The 24,966-nt window shown below is 64.8% G+C and carries 23 protein-coding genes; 13 read left to right on the forward strand and 10 right to left on the reverse strand.

What is annotated here, in order from left to right:
- The first annotated feature begins 37 nt into the window (after positions 1-37).
- The 4 genes from JHD82_RS01270 (at position 38) to JHD82_RS01285 (ending at position 5,548) form a co-directional block, all read left to right on the forward strand.
- Entirely contained in the window at positions 38-580 is a 543-nt protein-coding gene (locus JHD82_RS01270) for a DUF962 domain-containing protein (protein ID WP_199135170.1), read from the forward strand.
- Between the two features lie 153 nt (positions 581-733).
- Positions 734-1,261, forward strand: coding sequence for an inorganic diphosphatase (gene ppa, locus JHD82_RS01275; RefSeq protein WP_012206678.1), 528 nt, complete (start codon positions 734-736; stop codon positions 1,259-1,261).
- Positions 1,262-1,442: 181 nt separating this feature from the next.
- Complete coding sequence (locus tag JHD82_RS01280; protein ID WP_199135171.1) at positions 1,443-3,212, forward strand: methyl-accepting chemotaxis protein; 1,770 nt, start codon at positions 1,443-1,445, stop codon at positions 3,210-3,212.
- Between the two features lie 491 nt (positions 3,213-3,703).
- A complete protein-coding gene (locus JHD82_RS01285) occupies positions 3,704-5,548 on the forward strand; it encodes a methyl-accepting chemotaxis protein (RefSeq protein WP_199135172.1) in 1,845 nt (614 codons plus the stop codon).
- A gap of 3 nt (positions 5,549-5,551) precedes the next feature.
- On the opposite strand, the gene JHD82_RS01290 is transcribed toward JHD82_RS01285, so the two are convergent.
- Complete coding sequence (locus JHD82_RS01290) at positions 5,552-6,775, reverse strand: GNAT family N-acetyltransferase (protein ID WP_199135173.1); 1,224 nt, start codon at positions 6,773-6,775, stop codon at positions 5,552-5,554.
- 86 nt (positions 6,776-6,861) lie between these two features.
- On the opposite strand from JHD82_RS01290, the gene JHD82_RS01295 reads away from it, so the two are divergent.
- Together JHD82_RS01295 and JHD82_RS01300 are read left to right on the forward strand one after the other, a co-directional pair.
- Entirely contained in the window at positions 6,862-8,511 is a 1,650-nt protein-coding gene (locus JHD82_RS01295; RefSeq protein ID WP_199135174.1) for an NAD+ synthase, read from the forward strand.
- Positions 8,512-8,582: 71 nt separating this feature from the next.
- Positions 8,583-8,921 (forward strand): P-II family nitrogen regulator, encoded by a 339-nt coding sequence (locus JHD82_RS01300; RefSeq protein ID WP_012206673.1) that lies wholly within the window; start codon positions 8,583-8,585, stop codon positions 8,919-8,921.
- A gap of 101 nt (positions 8,922-9,022) precedes the next feature.
- Here JHD82_RS01300 and JHD82_RS01305 read toward each other — a convergent pair whose 3' ends face one another.
- The 6 genes from JHD82_RS01305 to JHD82_RS01330 are packed head-to-tail and all read right to left on the reverse strand — an operon-like array spanning position 9,023 to position 12,549.
- Positions 9,023-9,616, reverse strand: coding sequence for a TIGR00730 family Rossman fold protein (locus JHD82_RS01305; RefSeq protein ID WP_012206672.1), 594 nt, complete (start codon positions 9,614-9,616; stop codon positions 9,023-9,025).
- Positions 9,613-10,026, reverse strand: a complete 414-nt coding sequence (locus JHD82_RS01310; RefSeq protein ID WP_043819740.1) for a diacylglycerol kinase — start codon at positions 10,024-10,026, stop codon at positions 9,613-9,615. Before JHD82_RS01310 ends, JHD82_RS01305 begins: the two co-directional genes overlap by 4 nt.
- A gap of 40 nt (positions 10,027-10,066) precedes the next feature.
- Positions 10,067-10,612, reverse strand: coding sequence for an RDD family protein (locus tag JHD82_RS01315; RefSeq protein WP_199135175.1), 546 nt, complete (start codon positions 10,610-10,612; stop codon positions 10,067-10,069).
- Positions 10,613-10,649: 37 nt separating this feature from the next.
- The gene (locus JHD82_RS01320; protein WP_012206669.1) at positions 10,650-11,501 is read right to left on the reverse strand and encodes a DUF3106 domain-containing protein; all 852 of its coding nucleotides are present in this window, start codon (positions 11,499-11,501) and stop codon (positions 10,650-10,652) included.
- A gap of 20 nt (positions 11,502-11,521) precedes the next feature.
- On the reverse strand, positions 11,522-11,980 hold the full coding sequence (locus JHD82_RS01325; protein ID WP_199135176.1) for a DUF3619 family protein: 459 nt from the start codon (positions 11,978-11,980) through the stop codon (positions 11,522-11,524).
- Complete coding sequence (locus JHD82_RS01330) at positions 11,977-12,549, reverse strand: RNA polymerase sigma factor (RefSeq protein WP_013801505.1); 573 nt, start codon at positions 12,547-12,549, stop codon at positions 11,977-11,979. Before JHD82_RS01330 ends, JHD82_RS01325 begins: the two co-directional genes overlap by 4 nt.
- A gap of 277 nt (positions 12,550-12,826) precedes the next feature.
- Here JHD82_RS01330 and JHD82_RS01335 point away from each other — a divergent pair, with 277 nt between their 5' ends.
- The 7 genes from JHD82_RS01335 to JHD82_RS01365 all read left to right on the forward strand — a co-directional run bounded on the left by JHD82_RS01335 (position 12,827) and on the right by JHD82_RS01365 (position 22,163).
- Entirely contained in the window at positions 12,827-14,611 is a 1,785-nt protein-coding gene (locus JHD82_RS01335; RefSeq protein WP_199135177.1) for an acetolactate synthase 3 catalytic subunit, read from the forward strand.
- Positions 14,612-14,765: 154 nt separating this feature from the next.
- A complete protein-coding gene (gene ilvN / locus JHD82_RS01340; RefSeq protein ID WP_012206665.1) occupies positions 14,766-15,257 on the forward strand; it encodes an acetolactate synthase small subunit in 492 nt (163 codons plus the stop codon).
- A 72-nt stretch (positions 15,258-15,329) separates the two neighbouring features.
- Entirely contained in the window at positions 15,330-16,346 is a 1,017-nt protein-coding gene (ilvC, locus tag JHD82_RS01345) for a ketol-acid reductoisomerase (RefSeq protein WP_012206664.1), read from the forward strand.
- A 210-nt stretch (positions 16,347-16,556) separates the two neighbouring features.
- Positions 16,557-17,390, forward strand: a complete 834-nt coding sequence (pssA, locus tag JHD82_RS01350) for a CDP-diacylglycerol--serine O-phosphatidyltransferase (RefSeq protein ID WP_012206663.1) — start codon at positions 16,557-16,559, stop codon at positions 17,388-17,390.
- 226 nt (positions 17,391-17,616) lie between these two features.
- Positions 17,617-19,308 carry a 2-isopropylmalate synthase gene (gene leuA, locus JHD82_RS01355; protein WP_043819734.1) on the forward strand — a complete coding sequence of 564 codons (1,692 nt, stop codon included), beginning with the start codon at positions 17,617-17,619 and terminating at the stop codon, positions 19,306-19,308.
- A gap of 99 nt (positions 19,309-19,407) precedes the next feature.
- Positions 19,408-20,946: a 2-isopropylmalate synthase gene (locus JHD82_RS01360; protein WP_034396043.1), complete on the forward strand. Its 1,539-nt coding sequence runs from the start codon at positions 19,408-19,410 to the stop codon at positions 20,944-20,946.
- Between the two features lie 119 nt (positions 20,947-21,065).
- Complete coding sequence (locus tag JHD82_RS01365; RefSeq protein ID WP_043819733.1) at positions 21,066-22,163, forward strand: serine hydrolase; 1,098 nt, start codon at positions 21,066-21,068, stop codon at positions 22,161-22,163.
- 111 nt (positions 22,164-22,274) lie between these two features.
- On the opposite strand, the gene JHD82_RS01370 is transcribed toward JHD82_RS01365, so the two are convergent.
- The 3 genes from JHD82_RS01370 to aat form a co-directional block, all read right to left on the reverse strand.
- Complete coding sequence (locus tag JHD82_RS01370; RefSeq protein ID WP_012206659.1) at positions 22,275-23,099, reverse strand: IclR family transcriptional regulator; 825 nt, start codon at positions 23,097-23,099, stop codon at positions 22,275-22,277.
- Positions 23,100-23,227: 128 nt separating this feature from the next.
- Positions 23,228-23,977: an arginyltransferase gene (locus JHD82_RS01375; protein ID WP_012206658.1), complete on the reverse strand. Its 750-nt coding sequence runs from the start codon at positions 23,975-23,977 to the stop codon at positions 23,228-23,230.
- Positions 23,974-24,759: a leucyl/phenylalanyl-tRNA--protein transferase gene (gene aat / locus JHD82_RS01380; RefSeq protein ID WP_199135178.1), complete on the reverse strand. Its 786-nt coding sequence runs from the start codon at positions 24,757-24,759 to the stop codon at positions 23,974-23,976. Before aat ends, JHD82_RS01375 begins: the two co-directional genes overlap by 4 nt.
- Between the last annotated feature and the right edge of the window lie 207 nt (positions 24,760-24,966).

The following is a 24,966-nucleotide window of genomic DNA, read 5'->3' on the forward strand; positions in this document are numbered from 1 at the left end:
CACCATGGTTGCGCAACATCCACCGCAGGTGCAGCCTATGAAAACCCTCATCGACCAACTGTCCCAGTACGCGGACTATCACCGTGATCCACGCAACATCCTCACGCACTTCGTCGGCGTGCCGCTGATCATGTGGGCGGTGGTGATTTTGCTGGCCCGCCTGCAGTGGGCTGCCCCCTTGGGCGACGGCCTGCCCGAGCTGCCATTGAGCCTGGCCCTGCTGGCGGCACTGGCGGCAGGCATCTACTACTGTCTGCTTGACCTGCGCTACGGCATCGCCATGGCCCTGGTGCTTGCCCTGATGCTGGCGCTGGCCCAGCCCATCGCCATGCTGCCGATGGGGGCTTGGCTGGGCTGGGGCCTGGGCATCTTCGCCGTGGGCTGGGTGATCCAGTTCGTGGGCCATTACTACGAGGGCCGCAAGCCGGCTTTCCTGGATGACATCGTGGGCCTGGTCATCGGGCCGCTGTTCGTGCTGGCCGAGCTGGGCTTTGCCCTGGGCCTGCGCCGCGAAGTGCAGCATGCGGTGGAGCAGCGCAGCGGTCCCGTGCAACGGCGCGCGGGCAGCGCACACGCCTGAAAACGGCCCGGGCGCTGCAAGCTTGGCGCAGGCTTGCCGCCGTAGCATGGCAGGCGTTCCTGCGGAGCCATCCGTGGGGGCGTGTGCCTGCGCCTAAAATCACGCTGCTATCCCCCTGCGGGGGCTTTTTTGTTTCAACTCTCCTCATCCATCATGTCTTTCGACAAAGTCACACCGGGCAAGAACGCTCCTGAAACCTTCAACGTGGTCATCGAGATCTCGGCCAACTCCGATCCCATCAAGTACGAAGTGGACAAGGAAAGCGGCGCCGTCTTCGTGGACCGCTTCATGGGCACGGCCATGCACTACCCGGCCAACTACGGCTATGTGCCCCAGACGCTGTCCGGCGACGGCGATCCGGTGGACGTGCTGGTGATGACGCCCTTCCCGCTGCCCCCGGGCGTGGTCGTGGCCTGCCGCCCCATCGGCATCCTGCTGATGGAAGACGAGTCCGGCGTGGACGGCAAGGTCCTGGCCGTGCCCACGCAAAAGCTGCTGCCCGCCTACGACAAGATCAACACGCTGGAAGACATCCACGAGATCACCCTCAAGCAGATCCAGCATTTCTTCGAGCACTACAAGGACCTGGAAAAGGGCAAGTGGGTCAAGGTGCTGGGCTGGAAGGGCGTGGACGAGGCCAAGAAGGAAGTCGTGGACGGCATCGCCAACTACAAGGGCTGATCCCTTTCACTCCCGTTGAGGGAGTCTCAACTGCGCTGAGGTAAATGCCCGCTTCGCAGTTGATACAATTTGAAACGCACCCGTTGCCTACGCGCCGGGTGCGTTTTTTGTTTTGTCGTGGATCAGGGTTTGGGCAGATCAATCAGGCGCTGGTGCGAGCCATCAGCCCGGGAGCGAGCAAATGAAGTTGGCAGATTGGCGCATGGGCACGAAGCTGGGCATGGGATTCCTCGTCATGGTCCTGTTCTCTGCCATCCTGGGGGCGGTGGCCTGGTTGCAACTGGCGCAGATGCACCGCAACGCATTGCATTTGTCGGATGTGGCCCTGCCCAGCATGTTCCATGCGGGCGCCATGCGCTCCGAGTACAACCGCCTGCGCCGCCACGAGGCCGGCATTGCCTCGGCCCGCAGCCTGGGCGAGGTCGATGGCTTTGCCAAGCAGGTGCAGGACCGGCTGCAGACCATCGGCGAGCACGAGACGGCGCTGCGTGCGCTGATCGACCAGCAGGCCCTGCGCGCGGCCTTTGACGACTACCTCGGCTTCAAGCAGCAGTTCCTGGCCATGCATGCGCGCCTGCTGGAGCGCGCGCGTGCCGGCAACTATTCGACCACCGAGGAGCAGGCCTTCATGGCCGACGAGATGGGGCTGATGTTCGCCGGCGAATCCGAGGCGCAGTTCGGCAAGCTGGCCGAAAGCGCCGGCCGCCTGCTGACCCTGCAGCGCGAGGCGGGCGAGCAGGCACGCCAGCAGGCGCAGGCCGGCTTTGACCTCGCCCGCATCTGGGTGCTGGGCACGCTGGCCGTGGTGGTGGCCATTGCTGCCCTGGTGGGCTGGGCCATCACGCGTGCCGTGACCGGCCCCGTCGCCCAGGCCGTCCATGTGGCGCGCAACGTGGCGGCCGGCCATCTGGAGACGCCGGTCACCAGCCGCCGCCGCGACGAAATGGGCCAGCTCATCAACGCGCAGGAAGACATGCGCCGCAAGCTCGCCGAGCTGGTGGGCGAGGTGCGCGGCAACGCGCAGGGCGTGGCACTGGCCGCTGGCGAGATCGCCCAGGGCAACGCCGATCTGTCGGCGCGCACCGAAAGCCAGGCCAGCGCGCTGGAGGAAACGGCAGCCTCCATGGAGGAACTGGGCGCCACTGTGCGGCAGAACGCCGACAGCGCGCGCCAGGCCAACCAGATGGCGGCCTCCGCATCGGGCATCGCCGCGCGTGGCGGCGAAGTCGTGGCCCAGGTGGTGGACACCATGAAGGGCATCAACGACAGCAGCCGCCAGATCGCGGACATCATCGGCGTGATCGACGGCATTGCCTTCCAGACCAATATCCTGGCGCTGAACGCGGCCGTGGAGGCGGCCCGCGCAGGCGAGCAGGGCCGGGGCTTTGCCGTGGTGGCGGGCGAGGTGCGTTCGCTGGCCCAGCGCAGCGCCGAGGCGGCCAAGGAGATCAAGGCGCTGATCCAGGCCAGCGAGCAGCGCGTGGAGCAGGGCACGCAACTGGTGGACAAGGCGGGCGAGACGATGTCGGAAATCGTCACCGCCATCCGGCGCGTGACGGACATCATGGGCGAGATCAGCGCGGCCAGCAGCGAGCAGAGCGCGGGCGTGGCACAGGTGGGTGATGCCATCACGCAGATGGACCAGGCCACGCAGCAGAACGCGGCCCTGGTGGAGCAAAGCGCCGCCGCCGCCCAGTCGCTGCAGCAGCAGGCACAGGCCATGGTGGCCTCGGTCTCGGTATTCCGCACGGCGGCTGCCGATGCGCCAGTTGTCTCTGTGGCGACTGCCGCAGCATCGCGCGCAACGGTTGTTGCCTCCCTGGCATCGCGTCCGGCCCTGGCTCCCATGGCCGCCAGGCCAGCGCAACAGATCGCTGCGGCCACCCCGGCCAAGGCCCCCAAGACCACCAAGACGACCACCGCCGACGATGAGGAGTGGGCCGCGTTCTGAGGCCTCACGCGCAGTTCAGCTTCCCTTTCTGGCGGCTCCATGCTTTGCATGGGGCCGCTTTCCTTTTGCGTCTGGCGCTGAGCTGGTGCAAGACGGCAGCGAGAGGCTGTGGCGCAAATCTGCCAGTGAAGGTTTCTGCCTACTACCAGTACCTGAACTTGTCCTGAACAATGCCTGGATACTGGCAGAATGTAAGTGGGTGTAGTCCTATTCTTACAGTGTGAACAATGGCGGCTTCTGGCGCCGCTCCCTAGGAACGAAGGGTATCCCGTGATCACCTTGTTCTCATGGCCGCCACGCCTGGCGGCAATCAGTCTTCCAGCAGACCGCGCCACCGCGGTGGCTCTCCCCCTCCAATCCCTGCCAACAAGCCGACTTGCGCGGTTGCGGCAGATCTGTTTTTGCGAAGTCCGCGCCGGGCCTGGCTGACGCCTGTCCATGGCGCAACACAAAGCTAGGCACAACAAGATGGCAGGACTTCGACAAGAAAGATGAACGTGAAAAACCTCAAGATCTCAACGCGCATGCTGGGCACCTTCGGCCTGCTGGTGCTGCTGCTGCTGGCCGTGGTGGCCGCAGCCCTGGTGCAACTGCGTTCCATGCGCGCCAGCATGGAAGTCATCACGGGCAACGCCATGCCCAGCGTGGAAGTGATCAACCAGATCGGCACCGATGTCGTGCGCACGCGCCTTCTGGAAGTGCGCCATGTCAACAATGACGATGCCGCCTACAAGACCGATTCGGAAAAGCAGCTGGAACAACTGCAGCGCCGCCTGGCCGAGCGCAGGAAGGCCTATGAGCCGCTGCTGTCATCGGACGAAGAGCGCAGGCTCTACGCGCAACTGGTCCAGGAACGCGAGCGCTACCAGCAACTGAGCCAGCAGGTGCTGGCGCTGTCGCGCCAGGGCGAGAAGGAAAAGGCCCAGGCGGTGCTGGGCGGCGAGTCGCTGAAGCTCTACAACGATTCGTCGAACACGCTGGATCTGCTGGTCAAGCTCAACAGTGATGCCGCCTTGCAGGAAAGCCGCAATGCCGAGGCCGTGTACGGGCGCTCGGTCGTCGTCCTCAGCGTGGCGGCGCTGGCTGCCGTGCTGCTGGCCGTGCTGGCCGGCCTGTGGCTGACGCGCTCCATCCGCGCGCCGCTGGCGCATGCGGTCGATGCCGCAGACCGCGTGGCCAACGGCGACCTGGGCGGCACCATCCGCATCGACCGCAATGACGAAACCGGCCTGCTGCTGGGCGCGCTGCAGCGCATGCAGTCCAGCCTGGTGCAGACCGTGCGCAGCGTGCGCCAGAACGCCGAAGGCGTGGCCTCGGCCAGCGCGCAGATTGCCTCCGGCAATGCCGACCTGTCCAGCCGCACGGAAGAGCAGGCCAGTGCCCTGGAGCAGACGGCAGCCTCCATGGAGGAGCTGGGCTCCACCGTGCGCCAGAATGCCGACAACGCACGCCAGGCCAATCAGCTGGCGCTCAATGCATCCAGCGTTGCGCGCCGTGGCGGCGAAGTGGTGGCCGAGGCCGTGGAGACCATGAAGGGCATCAACGACAGCAGCCGGCGCATCGGCGACATCATCGGCGTGATCGACTCCATTGCTTTCCAGACCAACATCCTCGCGCTCAATGCCGCGGTGGAGGCAGCCCGCGCAGGTGAGCAGGGCCGGGGCTTTGCCGTGGTCGCGGGCGAGGTGCGCTCGCTGGCCCAGCGCAGCGCCGAGGCGGCCAAGGAAATCAAGGCGCTGATCACGGCCAGCGTGGAGCGTGTGGAGCAGGGCTCGCAACTGGTGGACCGCGCAGGCACGACCATGACCGAAGTGGTGGCCGCCATCGGCCGGGTCACCGACATCATGGGCGAGATCAGCTCGGCCAGCACCGAGCAGAGCTCCGGCGTGGCCCAGGTTGGCGAAGCCGTCACGCAGATGGACCAGACCACGCAGCAGAACGCGGCCCTGGTCGAGGAAAGCGCGGCCGCCGCTGCCTCGCTGCGCAAGCAGGCGCAGGACCTGGTCGAGGCCGTGGCCGTCTTCCAGTTGCCCCGTGGCGCCACGGACAGCCATGCGCATGTGCCGCACAGGGTGGCGGCACCGGCCAGCGCAGCAGCACGCCCCGCAGCCCCGCCTGTCCGGCCCGCCCCACCCGCCAGCCCTGCGCGGCCTGCGGCCCTGGGCGGCGGCGGTGCGCCTGCAGGCGGCGAGACGCTGGCCCGCCGGCTTGAGCGCGATGCCACACCCCCCATCCGGCCCCGCGCCGGACCCACGCAGGCCAGCAAGCCGGCACCACGCCAGCCTGGTCAGCCTGGTCAGCCCGGTCAGGGCGATGACGACTGGGAAACCTTCTGAGCCTTACCCCTGGCGCAGCGGGCTGTGGGCCTGCAGCTCCTGCAGATAGCCGGCCATGCCCTCGCCCTCGCGGTCCAGAAAGCGCGAGATGGCATCGGCAAAGGACGGGTGGGCAATCCAGTGGGCGCTGGGAGTAACCACGGGCAACAGTGCCCGTGCCATCTTGTGCTCGCCCTGGGCGCCTCCCTCGAAGTGCGCAATGCCGCGCTCTATGCACCAGGCGATGGGCTGGTAGTAGCAGGCCTCGAAATGCAGGCAATCCACGCGCTCCAGTGCGCCCCAGTAGCGGCCGTAGGCCGTTCCCTGCGGGGCCTGCGGCGCATGGGCGCGCCCGCCCGTATGGCCCGCTGACAGCCTTGCGGCCGCAGCATCCAGCGCGATCAGGCTGCAGGCCATGGGCTGGCCGTCGCGCTCGGCGATGAACATCAGCCAGGCCTCGGGCATCTGGCGCGCCATGGCCTCGAAGAAGGCCGGTTCGAGGTACGGGGCGTTGCCATGCTCCAGGTAGGTTCGCTCGTGGCAGCGGTAGAAAAAGGCCCAGTCCTGTGCGCCCATGTCCGGCCCGTGCAGGGCGCGAAAGCGCACGCCGGCCTCATGCACCTTGCGCCTTTCCTGGCGTATCTTCTTGCGCTTTTCCTGGTTCAGCGTCGCCAGAAAGTGGTCGAAATCGCCGTGCCCGGCGCCATCGGCGCCCTGGTTGCTCCAGTGGAACTGCACGGTGCTGCGCTGCATCCAGCCGTCGGCATCGCAGGCGGCCAGATCCTCGGCATCGCTGAACAGCAGGTGCAGCGAAGACAGCTGCTGCGCCTGGGCCCATTCGCGCACCGCGCGCACCAGGGCTGCACGCAGCAAGGGCGTGCGCGCCAGCAGGCGGCTACCCGGCACGGGCGTGAAAGGCACGGCCAGCACGCCCTTGGGGTAGTAGTCCAGCCCATGCTGGGCGTAGGCACGTGCCCAGGCAAAGTCGAACACGTACTCGCCATAGGAGTGCGCCTTGGCGTAGACCGGGCAGGCGGCGACCAGCTCGCCGCCCTGCCAGAGCGTGACCACGCGGCCGGCCCAGCCGGTTTGCGGCACGGCGCTGCCGCTGGATTCCAGCGCGCTCAGGTACTCGTGGCGCATGAAGGGAGTGGGCGCGGCCTGCGATGCCAGCAGCGCATTCCAGGCCTGGGCATCGAGCTGCTGCACGCTGTCCAGCACGCGGGTGATAATTGCGGTTTCAGCCATGCCATTCCTTGCAGGCCGGTGTGACGCGCGCTGCCGCCTTTCGCTGTGGGGTGGCCTTGTCGGCCCTGTTGGCTCCATTGCATTCCATGACGCTCTCCATCTGCACTGCCCAGCTCAACTTTGTCGTGGGCGACCTGCCCGGCAATGTCCAGAAAATCATTGCCGCAGCCCGTGAAGCTTATGCCACGGGAGCACGCTTGCTGCTGACGCCCGAGCTTGCCCTGTGCGGCTATGCGGCCGAAGACCTGTATCTGCGCCCCGCCTTTCTGGATGCCTGCGACCAGGCCGTGCAGCAGCTTGCGCTGGAGACCGCGCAATGGCCGGGCCTGGCGCTGGTGATGGGTCATCCCTGGCGCGACCCGGGCGCCGGTGGCGCGTTGCGCAATGCGGCCAGCGTGCTGCGCGACGGGCGCGTGGAATGCAGCCATGCCAAGCAATGCCTGCCCAACTACGGCGTGTTCGACGAGCAGCGCTACTTTGTGGCCGGCCAATCGCCCTGCGTGATCGAAGTGCAGGGCGTGCGCGTGGGCCTGCTGATCTGCGAGGACGCCTGGCATCCCGAACCCGCACGCGCCGCCGCCCAGGCCGGTGCGCAATTGCTGGCCGTGATCAATGCCTCGCCCTTCCATGAGGGCAAGCAGGCCGAACGCGAAGCCACGCTGGCCGCGCGTGCGCGCGAGACCGGCCTGCCCCTGGCCTACGCACATCTGGTTGGCGGCCAGGATGAAATCGTCTTTGATGGCTGCTCCTTTGCCGTGCAGGCGGACGGCTCCATTGCCGCGCGCGCGCCGGCCTTTGCCGAGGCCTTGCCGCAGGTGGAGGTCCGCACGGGCGGGCATGCGCTGGTGCTGTCAGGCGAGGTGATTGCGCAGCCAGGGCACCTGCCGGCGCTGTGGTCCGCCCTGGTGCTGGCCGTGCGCGACTACGTGGGCAAGAACCGTTTCCCCGGCGCACTGCTGGGCCTGTCGGGCGGTATCGACTCGGCCCTGGTGCTGGCGATTGCAGTCGATGCCCTGGGAGCGGACAAGGTGCATACGGTGATGATGCCTTCGCCCTATACGGCCGACATCAGCTGGATCGACGCGCGTGACATGGCCGAGCGCGTGGGCGTGCGCTATGACGAAATCTCCATCGCACCGCAGTTCGAGGCCTTCAAGGCCGCCCTGGCCCCGGCCTTCGCGGGCCGCGCCGAGGACACGACCGAAGAAAACCTGCAGGCCCGCATCCGTGGCACCCTGCTGATGGGCCTGTCCAACAAGTTCGGCTCCGTGGTGCTGACCACCGGCAACAAGAGCGAGATGTCCACCGGCTACTGCACGCTCTATGGCGACATGGCGGGCGGCTTTGCGGTGATCAAGGACGTGCTCAAGACCGAAGTCTTTGCGCTGGCGCGCTGGCGCAATGCCAACGATCCGTTCGGCACGGGGCTGGACCCCATTCCGGATCGCATCATCACGCGCCCGCCCAGCGCCGAACTGCGCCCTGACCAGAAAGACCAGGACAGCCTGCCCGCTTATGAGGTGCTCGATGCCATCGTGCGCCGTTACATGGAAAATAACGAAAGCATCGCCTCCATCGTGGCCGACGGATACGCCAGCGCCGATGTGGAGCGAGTGACGCGCCTGATCCAGATCAACGAGTACAAACGCCGCCAGGCGCCCGTGGGGCCGCGACTGACGCGCCGCAGCTTCGGCAAGGATTGGCGCTACCCCATCACCAACCGCTTTCGCGCTTGAAGCACCTGAGGCGGCGGGGTTTCCCGGCCAGCCGTCTTGCCCCGTATTGCATGCACTGAGGAGTTCACCCCATGAAAATGATCACCGCCATCATCAAGCCGTTCAAGCTGGAAGAGGTCCGCGAGGCACTGGCCGACTGCGGCGTCAACGGCCTGACCGTCACCGAGGTCAAGGGCTTTGGCCGCCAGAAGGGCCATACCGAGCTTTACCGCGGTGCTGAGTACGTGGTGGACTTCCTGCCCAAGGTGAAGATCGAGGTCGTGGTCCGCACCGAGGACGTGGACCGCTGCGTGGATGCCATCGTCAACGTGGCGCGCACGGGCAAGATCGGTGACGGCAAGATCTTCGTCACGGCCGTGGAGCGCGTGGTGCGCATCCGTACCGGCGAGCTCGACGACGGAGCCATTTGAGTCCGAGAGCAGGGCAGGGCGCATTCGGCGCCCTGCATTCCTGATATCTCGACGCTGGCGGCCATCCTCTCAAGGGTGGCCGTTTCCGTTTCCGCTTGTGTTCAGATCACGGCGCGCAAGGGCGCAGTCTCCAGGCCCGTGCCGGCGTTCTGCACCAGGGATTGCAGCAGCGTGGGGATGTCGCTGCCGCTTTCGATCAGTCCCATCTGCCACTCACCCATGAAGCCATGGCCCACGCAGGTCTGCAGGAACTGCAGCATGCTGTCGTAGTAGCCATCCACATTGAGCAGGCCGATGGGCTTGTCGTGGTAGCGCAGCTGGCGCCAGGTCCAGACCTCGAACAATTCCTCGAATGTGCCTATGCCGCCGGGCAGGGCGACGAAGGCATCGCTGCGCTCGGCCATCATGGCCTTGCGCTCGTGCATGGTCTGGACGATGTGCAGCTCGTCACAGGCATGGTTGGCCAGTTCCTTGTCCACCAGCGCCTGCGGGATCACGCCCACGACGCGGCCGCCGGCCTGCCGCGTGGCCTCGGCCACCTCGCCCATCAGGCCGCTGCGGCCGCCTCCATAGACCAGCTGGCCGCCGTGCTCGCCGATCCAGCGGCCGGTGGCGCGGGCCGCCTCGATGAATCCGGGCTGGTCGCCGGGGCGCGAGCCGCAATACACACAAATGGAAAACGTGGGATTTGTCATGCAATGAACCGTTGATAGAGGGCGGCCAGCCAGACGCCGGCGCACAGCAGCAGCGCCAGCATCACGGCCGCGCTGCCCATGTCCTTGGCCTGCTTGGACAGAACGTGCCATTCGGGGCCTATGCGATCGACCACGGCCTCGATGCCGCTGTTGAGCAGCTCCACGATCAGCACCAGCAAGACGGTGCCCGCCAGCAGTGCGACCTCGATCCAGCTGCTTCCCAGCCAGAAGGCGGCAGGGATCAGCACGATGGCGGCCAGCGCTTCCTGGCGGAAGGCTTTTTCATTCCATCCGGCGCGAAGGCCTGACAGCGAATAGCCTGCTGCGTGCCAGACACGCGTCAGGCCTGTGCGGCTTTTCTGGGGGTTGACAGGTGCACTGTCGGTCGGGTCGGGAGATGCGGCGGGCATGCTTGCGAGTGTAGGAGATGCGACGCTGCCTCTGGGCCTGTCAGCGCTTTTTCCTGGGTGCCGGGGCCTGGTGGATCAACTGGGTGCCGGCCCATGCGTCATGCCAGAACTGGCGGCGCGGATGAAAGCGGCTCAGAAGTGCCCACAGCGCCACCCACAGCACCAGCAGCATCAGCGTGGTCAGTGCAGGCACGCCGGTCGAGTAAGCCGCCAGCGGCGGCAGCAGCCAGATCCAGCTGAACACATAGCGCCGCAGCGCGCGCAGCTGGCTGACGGGCTGGCCTGCCGCATCCACCAGGCGGATGTGCCAGGTCTTCATGGCCAGCGTCTGGCCCTTGGACCAGAACCAGACGAAATAGATGCCCAGCACCACGAACATGAAGGCCTGCAGCGCATGGCGGTTGTCCATGGCATTGCGTGTCTGCGACAGGGTGCCGAACAGATAGCCTGCAATGAAGACCACGCCGAACAGCAGCATGCCCTCGTAGAGCCAGCAGGCCATGCGCCGCGCCAGTCGCGGGGCCATCTGTGGGGAGGCTGCGATTGCGGCTGCCGTGGTGGAGGTGGGGGATGAGGCGTTCGTCATGCGGACGGGGAGATCGGTGCGTCAGTGCGTCAATGCGTCAATGCGAGAGGGGCGCCTCGCCGTGCGATGGCTGGGATGCAGCATCGGGGCTGTCATGCAGTTCCATGGGCGGCAAAGGCATGGGCGTGGCCGAGGGCACTTCCACCGGCGCCGTCTCCACCAGCGCCGGCGGGCGCACGGGATGGGTTTCCACGGCCGCAGGGGATGAGGCCGGGGGTACCGGAGGCGGCGGGTTGTAGATGGTGGCGGGCGGAATCTTCGGCGGATTCGGAATGGTGGCCGGAGCCACCGAGGCCGCCGGAATCCGCGCCAGCCGCTTGGGGGCCACGGGCTCTATGGCGGTGGCGGCGCCCTTGGCCTTGGGCGCGGCGCGCGCGGCCAGCAGGCGTTTTTCCTCGTCGCTGAGCGCCTGGTAGGCCTCCCACTGGGCGCGCTTGTCCGTGGCCAGGCGGTTGGTCAGGGCGAAATTCAGGCGGGCCTGGCTGCGCTGCTGGGCGCTGAGGCTGGACCAGGTCTGCATGCGATCGCGCAGCTTTTCCTGCTCTTTCTCGCTGAGCTTGTCCCAGCCCTCGGCCAGCGCCATCCAGCGGCGCTTTTGCAGCGCGTCCATCATGGACCAGCGCTCGGACAGGGGTTCAAGCACGCTGCTCTGCGCCGGTGTCAGCTCTGCCCAGCGCGGGCCGGAGGCCAGGTCCGTGGCGCGCTGGCGTGTGGCTGCATCACCGTGCAGGGTCTTGGAGGCTGCGATCGTGGCCGGCGAGACGGTGCTGGGTGCCAGCCGTACCTGCTGCACGACGCGCCAGCCGGTCCAGGCCAGCGCCATCAACAGCACCGCCGCCAGGATGGCGGCGGCTGAGCGGTGGAACGCGGCGCGTGAATCAGTGGGCATGCAGGCAGGCAAGGCGGGGATCAGCGTTCCGTGTTGGTGGCCGAAGTCTTCAGGTACTGGATGAAGCCGGGGTCGGCGTAGGCGGCGGGCGGCAGATCATCGGTCAGCAAGGCGGTATCCACCTCGGCAACCTCGGTCAGACCTGTCTGGTCCGTCTGCACGTTGACGACCACCAGGCCAACGATCAACGCCAGCACCGGCACGGCCGAGATCAGCGCGCGCCACCAGGTGCCGCCCTCGTCGCCCGAGCCCAGCGTCAGCGTGCCGACCTGGGCCTGGGTTGCGCTGGCGGTCTGCAGCGGTGCAGCGCGCAGCTCGCGCCGGCGAACGGACAGGGCGCGCTCGCGCCCAGCGCGCAGCCGCTCGGTGATGTCGTATGGCAGCAACGCCTCGCCGTCACCCAGGCGCGCGGTGATCCGGCGTGCGATGCGGTCGGCCGCCATTTCGCTGTGGAGAGTGAGAGTGGGCGCAGTCTTCATAGCTCGATTCCTTTGGCCTTCAGTGCCTTGCTCAATGTCTGGATGGCGCGGAAACAATGTGTTTTTACACTTCCTTCGGAACACCCCATCGCGGCAGCGGTCTCCGCGACGTCCATCTCTTCCCAATAACGCATCAGGAAAGCTTCGCGTTGACGTGCTGGAAGCTCCTGTATCTCTTTTTCAATGCTTTGCAAAATCTGGGCCCGCTCGGTCAGATCTTCGGCGCTGCGGGCGGTTTCGCCGTTCTGGCCGGAGTCGGCATAGGTTTCGAGCCAGTCGAAGTCCGCATCGTCGCCGGCCGAGGCCTCCAGATCGCTCATGCGGGTGAAGAGGGCGTTCTGCGTTTTTTGCCTGCGAAACCAGTCCAGCGTGCTGTTGGACAGGATGCGCTGGAACAGCATGGGCAGCTCGTTGATGGGCTTGTCGCCATAGTGCTGCGCCAGCTTGAGCATGCTGTCCTGCACGATGTCCAGCGCCGCCTCCTCATCCCGGACGTGAAAAAAGCTGCGCTTGAAGGCTCGCTTTTCTACGCTTTTGAGGAAGTCGGATAGTTCTTGCTCGGTTGCCAAAAGGAACGCAGGCCCGGATGAGGGGCTCGTTGATGAGGGGCTGAACGGGTGCGGGGCCTGATTATCGCACCGCACTGTCAATTTTTTTCGCAGGATGGCGCGAAGGCTTGTTGCAGTGCGATAATGTCTGCTGCAATTCAAAAAGGCAAACGGGTCACGGTCCGGCGTTTACTCACTCGCCCATGTCTGTTGGTCCTAAGTCCCGCACCGGCCTCACAAGGGCTTCAGGCAAGGGGCACCCAAGGTTTTTCGTTAGAGAAATTCACAAAGGTTGATCATGGAAATTTCCAAAGCCGAGTACTCCAGCGCGGCAGCAGCAGCGGCGTCGCAGTCCCATGCATCCCAGGAGCTGATGGGCTCCGAGATCCTCGTCAAGTCCCTGCAGGCCGAAGGTGTCAAGCAGCTTTGGGGCTATCCGGGCGGCGCGGTTCTGTACATCTACGACGCCCTCTACAAACAAGATTCCATTCAGCATGTGCTGGTGCGCCATGAACAGGCGGCCGTGCATGCGGCAGACGGTTTTGCCCGTGCCACGGGTGAAGTCGGCGTGGCCCTGGTGACCTCGGGTCCCGGCCTGACCAACGCCGTCACCGGCATTGCCACCGCCTACACCGATTCCATTCCCCTGGTCGTGATCAGCGGCCAGACCTCGACGGCCTACATCGGCACCGATGCGTTCCAGGAATGCGACACCGTCGGCATCACCCGCCCCATCGTCAAGCACAACTTCCTGGTGAAGGATGTGCGCGAGCTGGCGGACACGATGAAGAAGGCCTTCCACATCGCGCGCACCGGCCGTCCCGGCCCCGTGGTGGTGGACATTCCCAAGGATGTGTCCTTCAAGAAGGCGCTCTACGCAGGCTACCCCGAGAAGGTGGAGATGCGCTCCTACAACCCGGTGCGCAAGGGCCATGCCGGCCAGATCCGCAAGGCGCTGCAGTTGCTGCTGGCCGCCAAGCGTCCCTATATCTACACGGGTGGCGGCGTGCTGCTGGGCAATGCCTGCAACGAGCTGCGCACCCTGGTGGACATGCTGGGCTACCCGGTCACGCATACGCTGCTGGGCCTGGGCGCCTATCCGGCCAGCGACCGCAAGTTCCTGGGCATGCTGGGCATGCACGGCACCATCGAAGCCAACAATGCCATGCAGAACTGCGACGTGCTGCTGGCGGTGGGTGCACGCTTCGATGACCGCGTGATCGGCAACCCCAAGCATTTCATGTCGGTGGAGCGCAAGATCATCCACATCGACATCGATCCCTCTTCCATCTCCAAGCGCGTGAAGGTGGACGTGCCCATCGTGGGCGACGTCAAGGAGGTGCTGACCGAGCTGATCTCCATGATCCGCGAGGCAAGTGCCCGTCCCGACGCAGCGGCCCTTGGCCAATGGTGGGAGACCATCGAAGGCTGGCGCAGCCGCGACTGCCTGCAGTACAGCCGTGGCGATGGCTCGGTCATCAAGCCGCAGTATGTGGTGGAGACGCTGTGGAACATGACCCGCGACGCCGATGCCTACATCACGTCCGACGTGGGCCAGCACCAGATGTGGGCTGCGCAGTACTACCGCTTCGACGAGCCGCGCCGCTGGATCAACTCCGGCGGCCTGGGCACCATGGGTGTGGGCCTGCCCTACGCCATGGGCATCAAGCTGGCCAAGCCTGAGTCCGAGGTGTTCTGCATCACGGGTGAAGGCTCCATCCAGATGAATATCCAGGAGCTGGCCACCTGCCTGCAGTACAACACGCCGGTCAAGGTGGTGTCGCTGAACAACCGCTACCTGGGCATGGTGCGCCAGTGGCAAGAGATCGAGTATTCGGGCCGCTACAGCAGCAGCTACATGGACTCGTTGCCCAACTTCGTGAAGCTGGCCGAGGCCTATGGCCACGTGGGCATGCTGATCGAGCGCCCCGAGGACGTGGAGCCCGCCCTGCGCGAGGCACGCAAGCTCAAGGACCGCACGGTGTTCATGGACTTCCGTACCGATCCCACCGAGAATGTGTTCCCCATGGTGCAGGCCGGCCGTGGGATCACCGAGATGCTGCTGGGAGCTGACGACCTCTGAGCATGGTCCCTTGCGGGATCTGCCCGGGTTCATTCCTGCCGCATCCGTTCCAGTGAGCCGTCCTCGAGGCGGCCCCTTTGACGAATCTATTGCCTGCCAAGCCCGACGTTTACCGGCGCCGGGGGAGGGCAGCGAAAAGAGGAATCTTTCTTTCATGAAACACATCATTGCCGTGCTGCTCGAAAACGAGCCGGGAGCCTTGTCGCGCGTGGTGGGCCTGTTCTCGGCCCGCGGCTACAACATCGAATCGCTGACCGTGGCCCCCACGGAAGACGCATCGCTGTCGCGCATGACCATTCAGACGAATGGCTCCGAAGACGTGATCGAGCAGATCACCAAACACCTGAATCGCCTGATCGAAGTCGTCAAGGTCGTGGACCTGACCGAAGGCTCCTATACCGAGCGCGAACTCATGATGGTCAAGGTCCGCGCCGTGGGCAAGGAACGCGAGGAGATGAAGCGCATGGCGGACATCTTCCGCGGCCGCATCATCGACGTGACCGAAAAGAGCTACACGGTCGAGCTGACCGGCGACCAATCCAAGAACGATGCCTTCCTGCAGGCGCTGGACCGCACGGCCATTCTGGAAACCGTGCGCACCGGCTCCTGCGGCATCGGCCGCGGCGAACGCATCCTGCGCGTTTGATGCGCTGCAACGCACCTGAAACCTGTCCCCTTCCCCTTTTCAACCCCTACACACACGAAGCCTGGAGCCAACATGAAAGTTTTCTACGACAAGGACTGTGACCTGAGCCTGATCAAGGGCAAGACCGTTGCCATCATCGGCTACGGCAGCCAGGGCCACGCACACGCGCAAAACCTGAACGAAAGCGGCGTGAAGGTCGTGGTCGGCCTGCGCAAGGGCGGCGCTTCCTGGGACAAGGTCGCCAAGGCTGGCCTGACCGTCGCGGAAGTCGATGACGCCGTGAAGTCCGCCGACCTGGTCATGATCCTGCTGCCGGATGAGAACATCCCCGAGGTCTACAACAACAACGTGGCCCCCAACATCAAGCAAGGCGCCACGCTGGCCTTTGCCCACGGCTTCAACATCCACTACAACCAGGTCGTGCCCCGCGCCGATCTGGATGTGATCATGGTCGCCCCCAAGGGTCCTGGCCACACCGTACGTTCCGAGTACCTGAAGGGCGGCGGCGTGCCTTCGTTGATCGCTGTGTACCAGGACAAGTCCGGCAAGGCCCGTGACCTGGCCCTGTCCTATGCCATGGCCAACGGCGGCGGCAAGGGCGGCATCATCGAGACCAACTTCAAGGAAGAAACCGAGACCGACCTGTTCGGCGAGCAAGCCGTTCTGTGCGGCGGCGCGGTGGAACTGGTGAAGATGGGCTTCGAGACCCTGACCGAAGCCGGCTACGCTCCCGAAATGGCCTACTTCGAGTGCCTGCATGAGCTCAAGCTCATCGTGGACCTTATGTACGAAGGCGGCATCGCCAACATGAACTACTCGATCTCGAACAACGCCGAATACGGCGAGTACGTGACGGGTACCGAAGTCATCAACGACAAGTCGCGCGAAGCCATGCGTGCTGCCCTCAAGCGCATCCAGACCGGCGAATACGCCAAGATGTTCATCCAGGAAGGCCGCACCAACTACCCGAGCATGACGGCCCGCCGCCGCATGAACGCCGACCACGCCATCGAGAAGGTCGGTGGCCAGCTGCGCGCCATGATGCCCTGGATCTCCAAGAACAAGCTGGTTGACCAGAGCCGCAACTGAGATTGCTGCATTCCATCTTGCCTGGGTCGCGCAAGCGGCCTACGCAAGGTGCAGGACAAGGCCACCCCGATGGGTGGCCTTTTTCGTGCAGGGAAGGGGTGCGGCGCGCAGGTACACTGACCCTTTCGGGGCGGCGCGGTCCGCTCCCTTAGAATACTATCGTTTTAATAGCTGCCCGCGCCCGTAGGCGCTGTGCTGGAGGCTGGATTGATGCAAAACCACAATGAGTCCAACGAGATTGAGGGCGTGGTGGTGCGCAAGCGCCGCAAGGGTATCTACATCCTGCCCAACCTGTTCACGCTGGCTGCGCTGTTCGGTGGCTTCTACGCCATCGTGATGGCCATGAATGGCCGCTTTGAGCTGGCTGCCGCAGGCGTGTTCTGCGCCATGGTGCTCGACAGCCTTGACGGCCGCGTGGCACGCATGACCAATACGCAAAGCGCCTTTGGCGAACAGATGGACTCGCTGTCGGACATGGTGTCCTTCGGCGCCGCTCCCGCCTTGATCGCCTATGAGTGGGCGCTCAAGGGCATTGGTCGCTGGGGCTGGATCGCCGCCTTTGTCTATTGCGCCTGCGCCGCACTGCGGCTGGCGCGTTTCAATGTGAATACCGGCACTGTGGACAAGCGCTGGTTCCAGGGCCTGCCTTCGCCTGCGGCGGCGGCACTGGTCACGGGCTTCATCTGGCTGCTGGACGAAGCGGGCCTGCTGCGCGGGCAGGATGCCTGGCTGAGCTGGACGCAGATCACCTGGATCATGTTCTTCCTGACGCTGTACGCGGGCCTGACCATGGTCACCAATGTGCCGTTCTACAGCTTCAAGGACGTGCACTTCAAGAAGAGCGTGCCGTTTGCCGCCATCGTGCTGATTGCGCTGGGCATTGCCATCATCAACATCCACCCGCCCATCGTGCTGTTCGGCGTGTTCCTGCTCTACGGTTTCTCGGGCTATGGCGTCTACGCCTGGCGCAAGGCCAAGGGCCAGCGCACCAGCGTCATCAGCACCTCGACCGACGAGCCCGAGGAGCGCGGCCTGCACAAGTGATGCGGCGCAGCATCTTCACAGCCTTTGTGAACCTGTGCTAAAGTCGTTCGAATGCAATACCTGTCGCTAGCTCTACTACTGATGTCCAACGGGCAGAGACAGTAGCGCGCGCGTACATACCTACTTTCACGGCCCGTTTGCACCAGCGACGGGCCGTTTTGCATTTGTGGGGTCGCTGGAGCAGGTGGGTCTTGTTTTTACCTAGACGATAGAAAGCACTTCAGCCATGTTGCAAAACCCTTCGACCAAGTACCGTCCGTTCGCTTTCGCTCCCGTGCGTCTGCAAAATCGCAGCTGGCCCGACGCGACGATTACCAAGGCTCCGATCTGGTGCAGCGTGGATCTGCGCGATGGCAACCAGGCGTTGATCGAGCCCATGGACATCGATCGCAAGATGCGCATGTTCGAGCAGCTGGTGAAGATCGGCTTCAAGGAGATCGAGGTCGGTTTTCCCTCCGCTTCGCAGGTGGAGTTCGACTTCATGCGCAAGCTCATCGAGGAAAACCGCATTCCCGATGACGTGACCATCCAGGTGCTGACCCAGGCGCGCGAGCACCTCATCCGCCGTACCTTCGAAGCGCTCGAAGGCGTGCCCCGTGCCATCGTCCATCTGTACAACGCCACCGCGCCCGTGATGCGCCGCGTGGTGTTGAACATGAGCGAAGACGAGATCGTCGAGCTGGCCACCACCAATGCCCGCATGTTCAACGAGATCGCTGCCGGCTACCCCCAGACGCAATGGACCTTCCAGTACTCGCCCGAGATGTATTCGGACACCGAGCTGGAGTTCTCCAAGCGCGTCATCGATGCCGTCACCGATGTATGGCAGCCCACGCCCGAGCGCAAGTGCATCATCAACCTGCCCACCACGGTGGAGCATTCCACGCCCAATCTGTTTGCCGACATGGTGGAGTGGACGCACCGCCATATCCAGCGCCGTGATTCCATCGTGCTGTCCGTCCATCCCCACAACGATCGCGGCACGGGCACGGCGACGGCCGAGCTCGCGCTGATGGCCGGTGCCGACCGCCTCGAAGGCTGCCTGTTCGGCAACGGCGAGCGCACGGGCAACCTCGACGTGGTCAACGTGGCGCTGAACATGTACATCCAGGGCGTGTCGCCCGGGCTGGATTTCTCCGATATCGACGGCATCCGCAGCACGGTCGAGCATTGCAACCAGTTGCCCGTGCACCCGCGCCATCCCTATGTGGGCGATCTGGTCTACACCTCGTTCTCTGGCTCGCACCAGGATGCGATCAAGAAGGCCTTCGCCGACCGCAAGGAAGGTGACGTCTGGGACATGCCCTATCTGCCCATCGATCCCAAGGACCTGGGTCGCAGCTATGAAGCCGTCATTCGCGTCAACAGCCAGTCGGGCAAGGGCGGCATCGCCTATCTGCTTGAAAGCGAATATGGCCTCCAGTTGCCGCGCCGCCTGCAGATCGAGTTCAGCCAGGTCGTGCAGCGCGAGATGGATGCCAGCGGCAAGGAATTGGCTGCCGCCGACCTGTGGAATCTGTTCCAGCGCGAATACGGCCTGCAATCCGTGCAGGCGCCGCACTACCGGCTGAGCGAGAACGATGGTGTGGTCAGCCTGTCGGCCGACCTGGCCGTCGAGGGCGGCAAGCGCACGATTGAGGCCGAGGGCACGGGCCCGATCGATGCCTTCGTGCAGGCGCTGAGCGAGCACAGCGGCCGCGCGGTGCGCGTGCTGGACTATGCCGAGCACGCCATTGGCGAAGGCGCCAACGCCAAGGCCATCGCCTATGTGGAACTGCGCGTGGACGAGTCCCACGTGTGCTACGGCGTCGGGGTCGATGCGAATATCGTCTCTGCCTCGTTCCGGGCCATCATGTCGGGCTTGCAGCGTGTTCCCTCTGCCGAGAATGCGGTGGAGCAGGAGGCGGTCGCCGCCTGAATTTCGTTCCCGAGCCGGTGCAGCCACAAGCGCACCGGCTTTTTTCATCGCCTGCCCGTGGGCAGGGGCTTCGCATCCACAAGAAAGACGAGACTCCCCATGACCGACCAATTGATCATTTTCGACACCACCTTGCGTGACGGCGAGCAGTCGCCCGGTGCCTCCATGACCCGCGATGAGAAGCTGCGCATCGCGCGCCAGCTCGAACGGCTGAAGGTCGATGTGATCGAGGCCGGTTTTGCGGCGAGCTCCAACGGTGACTTCGAGTCGGTACAGGCCATTGCGCGCGCCATCAAGGACTCCACCATCTGCTCGCTGGCGCGGGCCAATGACCGTGACATCGCCCGTGCGGCCGAAGCCCTCAAGGACGCCAACCGCGCGCGCATCCACACCTTCATTGCGACCAGCGCGCTGCACATGGAGAAAAAGCTGCGCATGACGCCCGATCAGGTGCTTGAGCAGGCGCGCCAATCCGTGCGCTTTGCGCGCAACCTGATTGCCGACATCGAGTTCAGCCCGGAGGACGGCTACCGCAGCGACCCGGATTTCCTGTGCCGCGTCATCGAGACCGTGATCGCCGAGGGCGCAACCACGATCAACGTGCCCGACACCGTGGGCTATGCCATTCCCGAGCTCTACGGCGCCTTCATCAAGAACCTGCGCGAGCGCGTGCCCAACAGCGACAAGGCGGTCTGGAGCGTGCACTGCCACAACGACCTGGGCATGGCCGTGGCCAACTCGCTGGCCGGCGTCAAGCTCGGCGGCGCCCGCCAGATCGAATGCACCATCAATGGCCTGGGTGAGCGCGCCGGCAACTGCTCGCTGGAAGAGGTGGTGATGGCCATCAAGACGCGCAAGGACTACTTTGGCCTGGACGTCAACATCGACGCCCTGCACATCGTGGCCGCCAGCCGCATGGTCAGCCAGACCACCGGCTTCGTGGTGCAGCCCAACAAGGCCGTGGTGGGGGCCAACGCCTTCGCCCATGCCTCCGGCATTCACCAGGACGGCGTGCTCAAGGCGCGCGACACCTACGAGATCATGCGTGCCGAGGACGTGGGCTGGAGCGCCAACAAGATCGTGCTGGGCAAGCTCAGCGGCCGCAACGCCTTCAAGCAGCGCCTGCATGAACTGGGCGTGGAGCTGGACAGCGAAGCCGCGATCAATACCGCCTTTGCCGCCTTCAAGGAGCTGGCCGACCGCAAGAGCGAGATCTTCGACGAGGACATCCTGGCCCTGGTGACCGAGCAGGACGCGCATCAGCAGGCCGATCCCTTCCAGTTCATCTCGCTGGCCCAGCAAAGCGAGACAGGTGAGCGCCCACACGCGTCGGTGGTGTTCAGCCGCGACGGCCGAGAGATCAAGGCCCAGTCCGACGGCAATGGCCCGGTCGATGCCTCGTTCAAGGCCATCGAGTCCGAGGTGAAGAGCGGTGCCGAGATGCTGCTGTACTCGGTCAACGCCATCAGCGGTTCCACCGAAAGCCAGGGCGAAGTGACCGTTCGCCTGCAGCGCAGCGGGCGCGTGGTCAACGGCGTGGGCGCCGACCCTGACATCGTCGTGGCTTCTGCCAAGGCCTACCTGAGCGCGTTGAACAAATTACACAGCAATGCAGAGATCGTGGCTGCACAGGGGTAAGCACTCGCCTTATAATTTCACTTAAATTATCGAAAAGTCGCACAAGTTATTGTCACAGTGCGACTTTTTCGATTAATGTAAGGTCTAGTCACAAATTCTTGCTGCTTGGAGCATTTCTCATGCCCACCCTACGCCGTGCCCGCCTCGGTCGATTTGCTCAGGTCATGTCCTTTCTGGCCCTGAGTTGTGCTCTTGCTGCTCCGGGCGCACATGCCGCGCCCGCCAAGAAAGTTGCCAAGAAACAGGTGGCCGTGGCCCCTGTCAAGAAGAAGGCGGTGAAGGAGCGCGCCACGGCCGCTCCCCAGGGCAAGCGCGTTGCCAAGAGCGCGCGCCAGCCCAGCCGCGTCGCTGCACGCAGCGTGGCCAGCCCCATTCGCGCCGTTGCCTACGAGCCACGCCTGTCCTTCGGCCAGATGGCCGGTCTGCATGCGGTGGCCGATCCTCTGGATCTCAAGAGCAGCGTGGCCCTGGTCCTGGACCAGGACACCCATGAGGTGCTGCTGAGCAAGAACGACCACGCCGTCTTGCCCATCGCCTCGTTGACCAAGCTGATGACCGGCCTGCTGATTTCCCAGGCCCATCTGCCGATGGATGAAACCATCACCATCACGCAGGACGACGTGGATACCGAAAAGGGCAGCAGCTCGCGCCTGGCCGTCGGCACCACGCTCACGCGCGGTGAAATGCTGCACCTGGCCCTGATGTCCAGTGAAAACCGCGCTGCCCATGCCCTGGGCCGCACTTTCCCTGGTGGCCTTGATGCCTTTGTCCAGCAGATGAATGCCAAGGCGCGTCTGCTGGGCATGACCGATACCCGCTACGTGGAGCCCACCGGGCTGTCCAGCCGCAACCAGTCCAGCGCCCGTGATCTGGCCGTGCTCGTCAATGTGGCGCACAGCGATCCGCTGGTGCGCGAGTACACCACCTCGCCCGGCTATGAGGTGGCCGTGGGCCGTCGCACGCTGCAGTACAACAACACCAACCGCCTGGTGATGAGCCCCACCTGGGACATCGGTCTGCAAAAGACCGGCTACATCTCCGAGGCAGGCCGCTGCCTGGTCATGCAGGCGCAGGTGGCTGGCCGCAAGATCATCATGGTCTTCCTGGATTCGGCTGGAAAGTTCAGCCGCCTCGGCGATGCCGAGCGCGTGCGCCACTGGGTGGAGTCCATGGGACAGGTGGCTGGCGATCCCATGATCCACAAGGTCAAGGGCTGAGTTTTCTTTCCCCTCACGACAAAGGCGCCGATGGCGCCTTTGTTGTTTCTGGTGGGCAGAGGTCTGTGTAGCCAATGGCCCCTTGCCAATGCCAACGGGGCCGACGGCCGTTCAGTGGCTGCTGCGCGCGTAGGGGTTGGGAGGCGGTGCAGCCGGGCGGGTTGCATTGAAGCCCAGGGCGCTCGAGATCTCCTGTGCGGTGGATTGGAGCTTGGACATCCAGCTTTCGTCCAGCCGGTCGGCGGGAGCGGAGATGGACAGGCCGGCCACCAGCTTGCCCTGGTCGTCGTAGATGCCGGCGGCCATGCAGCGCACGCCCAGCTCCAGCTCTTCGTTGTCGCGGGCCACGCCATGGTGGCGTACCTTGTCCAGTTCGTTTTCCATGTCGGCCAGCCGCGTGATGCTGAAGTGCGTCTTGCCGGGCAGGCCGGTGCGCGTGGCGTAGGCGCGGACCTGTTGCGCATCGTCCGCCGCCAGGAACAGCTTGCCGTTGGATGTCAGGTGCAGCGGCGCATGGCCGCCGATGGCGCGCACCACCTGCATGCCGGAGCGCTCGCTGTAGGCGCGTTCCACATAGACGATTTCATCGCCCTGGCGCACGCTGAGGCTGACCGGCTGCTGGATCTGCTTGTGCAGCTGGCGCATGGGGATCAGGGCCGCTTCGCGCACGCTCAGGCGGGCCTTGACCAGATTGCCCAGCTCCAGGAAGCGCATGCCCAGGCGGTAGCTGCCCGATTCGGGGCGATCGACAAAGCGGCCGATGGCCAGATCGTTGAGGATGCGGTGCGTGGTGGAGGGGTGCAGGCCGGTGCGCTCGCTGATCTCCTTGAGCGATACCGCTTCCTCGCGCGAGGCCAACACGTCGATCAACGTGAACATGCGTTCCAGGACCTGGACGCTGGGCTTGGGGGAGGCCGCGTTATCGTTTTTTTTCATGAGGCGGAGTGGAGTTTCGGCATTCGGTCATTCTAGCGGCGGCCATGGCATGGCGGCATATGTGCCGCCAGCAAACAGCGGCTATGCGCATAAGAAATGTCGCTGAAAAGGCGTGGAGTGACGCTGTATCAGCGCGGCAGCTGATCCACGCGCTGCCAGCGCTCGTCAACGCGCACCTCATGGGGCAGGAAGCGCGCCTTGTAATTCATCTTCTGGCTGTCGGCGATCCAGTAGCCCAGGTAGACATAGGGCAGGCTCATGGACCGGGCCTGGTCGATCTGCCACAACACATTGAAGGTGCCGTAGCTGGCGGGGTCGTTGGGTTCGTAGAAGGTGTAGACGGCAGACAGCCCGTCTTCCAGCACATCGAGGATGGAGACCATCTTCAGCGTGCCGATGCCGCCATCGGCCGCGGGCGTGCGGAACTCCACAAGGCGCGAGTTGACGCGGCTTTGCAGCAGGAACTGGGTGTACTGGTCCACGCTGTCATGGTCCATGCCTCCGCCGCTGTGGCGGCTTTGCTGGTAGCGCAGGTACAGCTGGTAGTGCTCGTTCGAGTAGTGCAGGCGCTGGATCGATGCCGTGAGGTCGGCATGGCGCGCGGCGGCGCGGCGCTGGCTGCGGTCAGGGCGGAAGTCGTGGACCAGGATGCGCATCGGCACGCAGGCGCGGCATCCGTCGCAATACGGCCGGTAGGTGAACATTCCGCTGCGGCGAAAACCCAGTGAAACCAGCTCGGAATAGGCGCTGTTCTGGATCAGGTGGCTGGGCGTGGCCACTTGCGAACGCGCCAGCCTGCCATCCAGATAGCTGCAGGGGTAGGCGGCGGTGGCATAGAACTGCAGGGCCTGCAGCGGAAGATCGTTCGGGTGCGTCATGGTGTGCTGGCGGCAGCCGGTGATGTGTCGCCAGCCTCGCCGGACGGTGGCAGCAACGCGTCCCAGTATACGTTTTCGAACTGCCAGCGCATGGGCGGCAGCTGGCTTTGCTCGGCCACGGTTTGCAGGAACCGGGCGCGCGGCATTTCGCGCGCCCCCAGCGAGGCCAGATGCTGCGTGGCCTGCTGGCAATCGATCTGTACGGCGCCTTGGTGTCTGCAAAGCGCAACCAGGGCCGCCAGCGCAATCTTGGATGCGTCGGTGGCATGCGCGAACATGGATTCGCCAAACACGGCGCGGCCCAGTGCCACGCAATACAGGCCGCCCACCAGGCGTCCGTCCACCCAGGTCTCCACGCTGTGGGCTGCACCCTGGTGGTGCAGTTCGGTATAGGCGTCAAGAATTTCCTGCACGATCCAGGTGCCATCCTGGTCGTGGCGCACCGTCTGGGCGCAGTGCTGCATCACGGTCTCGAACGCACTGTCGATGCGGATCTCGCAGCCCGGCGTGGCGCGAAAGCGCTGCAATGTCTTGCGCAGGCTGCGGTGCAGCCGGAATTGCGATGTCTGCAGCACCATGCGTGGATCGGGCGACCACCACAGCGTGGGCTGGCCTTCGCTGAACCAGGGAAAAATCCCTTGGCTGTAGGCGATGCGCAGGTGCGCCGCATCCAGCGTGCCGCCTGCGGCCAGCAGGCCCGGGATAGGGTCGTTGGGGCCCCATGCCGTTTCCACAGGGGGGAAGGCCTGGTGGGGGATGAGCCATGGGAGGGGATGGGACATGATCGGGTGCGGACGGAGGAAATGGATTCGTATTCTCTGCAGCCGCAGTCTTGCACAAACCATGCGCAAGAGGGCTGCGTGGATGCGAGGGCATCGCCTGGCCGGGGTAAGTGAACCTCCTACGCGGCCTTGTCGCGCCAGGGGACAGTGTCGCCTGGCAGGCTTGGGCTATGCTGGTTCCGTCTTCTTGCGGATGCTTGGCTTTCG

It is taken from the genome of Delftia sp. ASV31 (assembly GCF_016428765.1).
GTDB lineage: Bacteria > Pseudomonadota > Gammaproteobacteria > Burkholderiales > Burkholderiaceae_C > Comamonas > Comamonas acidovorans.

Bases quoted from the DNA above. Each gene is read 5' to 3' on its own strand.
- JHD82_RS01270 (WP_199135170.1), top strand. From the start codon at position 38: ATGAAAACCCTCATCGACCAACTGTCCCAGTACGCGGACTATCACCGT.
- ppa (WP_012206678.1), top strand. From the start codon at position 734: ATGTCTTTCGACAAAGTCACACCGGGCAAGAACGCTCCTGAAACCTTC.
- JHD82_RS01280 (WP_199135171.1), top strand. From the start codon at position 1,443: ATGAAGTTGGCAGATTGGCGCATGGGCACGAAGCTGGGCATGGGATTC.
- JHD82_RS01285 (WP_199135172.1), top strand. From the start codon at position 3,704: ATGAACGTGAAAAACCTCAAGATCTCAACGCGCATGCTGGGCACCTTC.
- JHD82_RS01290 (WP_199135173.1), bottom strand. From the start codon at position 6,775: ATGGCTGAAACCGCAATTATCACCCGCGTGCTGGACAGCGTGCAGCAG.
- JHD82_RS01295 (WP_199135174.1), top strand. From the start codon at position 6,862: ATGACGCTCTCCATCTGCACTGCCCAGCTCAACTTTGTCGTGGGCGAC.
- JHD82_RS01300 (WP_012206673.1), top strand. From the start codon at position 8,583: ATGAAAATGATCACCGCCATCATCAAGCCGTTCAAGCTGGAAGAGGTC.
- JHD82_RS01305 (WP_012206672.1), bottom strand. From the start codon at position 9,616: ATGACAAATCCCACGTTTTCCATTTGTGTGTATTGCGGCTCGCGCCCC.
- JHD82_RS01310 (WP_043819740.1), bottom strand. From the start codon at position 10,026: ATGCCCGCCGCATCTCCCGACCCGACCGACAGTGCACCTGTCAACCCC.
- JHD82_RS01315 (WP_199135175.1), bottom strand. From the start codon at position 10,612: ATGACGAACGCCTCATCCCCCACCTCCACCACGGCAGCCGCAATCGCA.
- JHD82_RS01320 (WP_012206669.1), bottom strand. From the start codon at position 11,501: ATGCCCACTGATTCACGCGCCGCGTTCCACCGCTCAGCCGCCGCCATC.
- JHD82_RS01325 (WP_199135176.1), bottom strand. From the start codon at position 11,980: ATGAAGACTGCGCCCACTCTCACTCTCCACAGCGAAATGGCGGCCGAC.
- JHD82_RS01335 (WP_199135177.1), top strand. From the start codon at position 12,827: ATGGAAATTTCCAAAGCCGAGTACTCCAGCGCGGCAGCAGCAGCGGCG.
- ilvN (WP_012206665.1), top strand. From the start codon at position 14,766: ATGAAACACATCATTGCCGTGCTGCTCGAAAACGAGCCGGGAGCCTTG.
- ilvC (WP_012206664.1), top strand. From the start codon at position 15,330: ATGAAAGTTTTCTACGACAAGGACTGTGACCTGAGCCTGATCAAGGGC.
- pssA (WP_012206663.1), top strand. From the start codon at position 16,557: ATGCAAAACCACAATGAGTCCAACGAGATTGAGGGCGTGGTGGTGCGC.
- leuA (WP_043819734.1), top strand. From the start codon at position 17,617: ATGTTGCAAAACCCTTCGACCAAGTACCGTCCGTTCGCTTTCGCTCCC.
- JHD82_RS01360 (WP_034396043.1), top strand. From the start codon at position 19,408: ATGACCGACCAATTGATCATTTTCGACACCACCTTGCGTGACGGCGAG.
- JHD82_RS01365 (WP_043819733.1), top strand. From the start codon at position 21,066: ATGCCCACCCTACGCCGTGCCCGCCTCGGTCGATTTGCTCAGGTCATG.
- JHD82_RS01370 (WP_012206659.1), bottom strand. From the start codon at position 23,099: ATGAAAAAAAACGATAACGCGGCCTCCCCCAAGCCCAGCGTCCAGGTC.
- JHD82_RS01375 (WP_012206658.1), bottom strand. From the start codon at position 23,977: ATGACGCACCCGAACGATCTTCCGCTGCAGGCCCTGCAGTTCTATGCC.
- aat (WP_199135178.1), bottom strand. From the start codon at position 24,759: ATGTCCCATCCCCTCCCATGGCTCATCCCCCACCAGGCCTTCCCCCCT.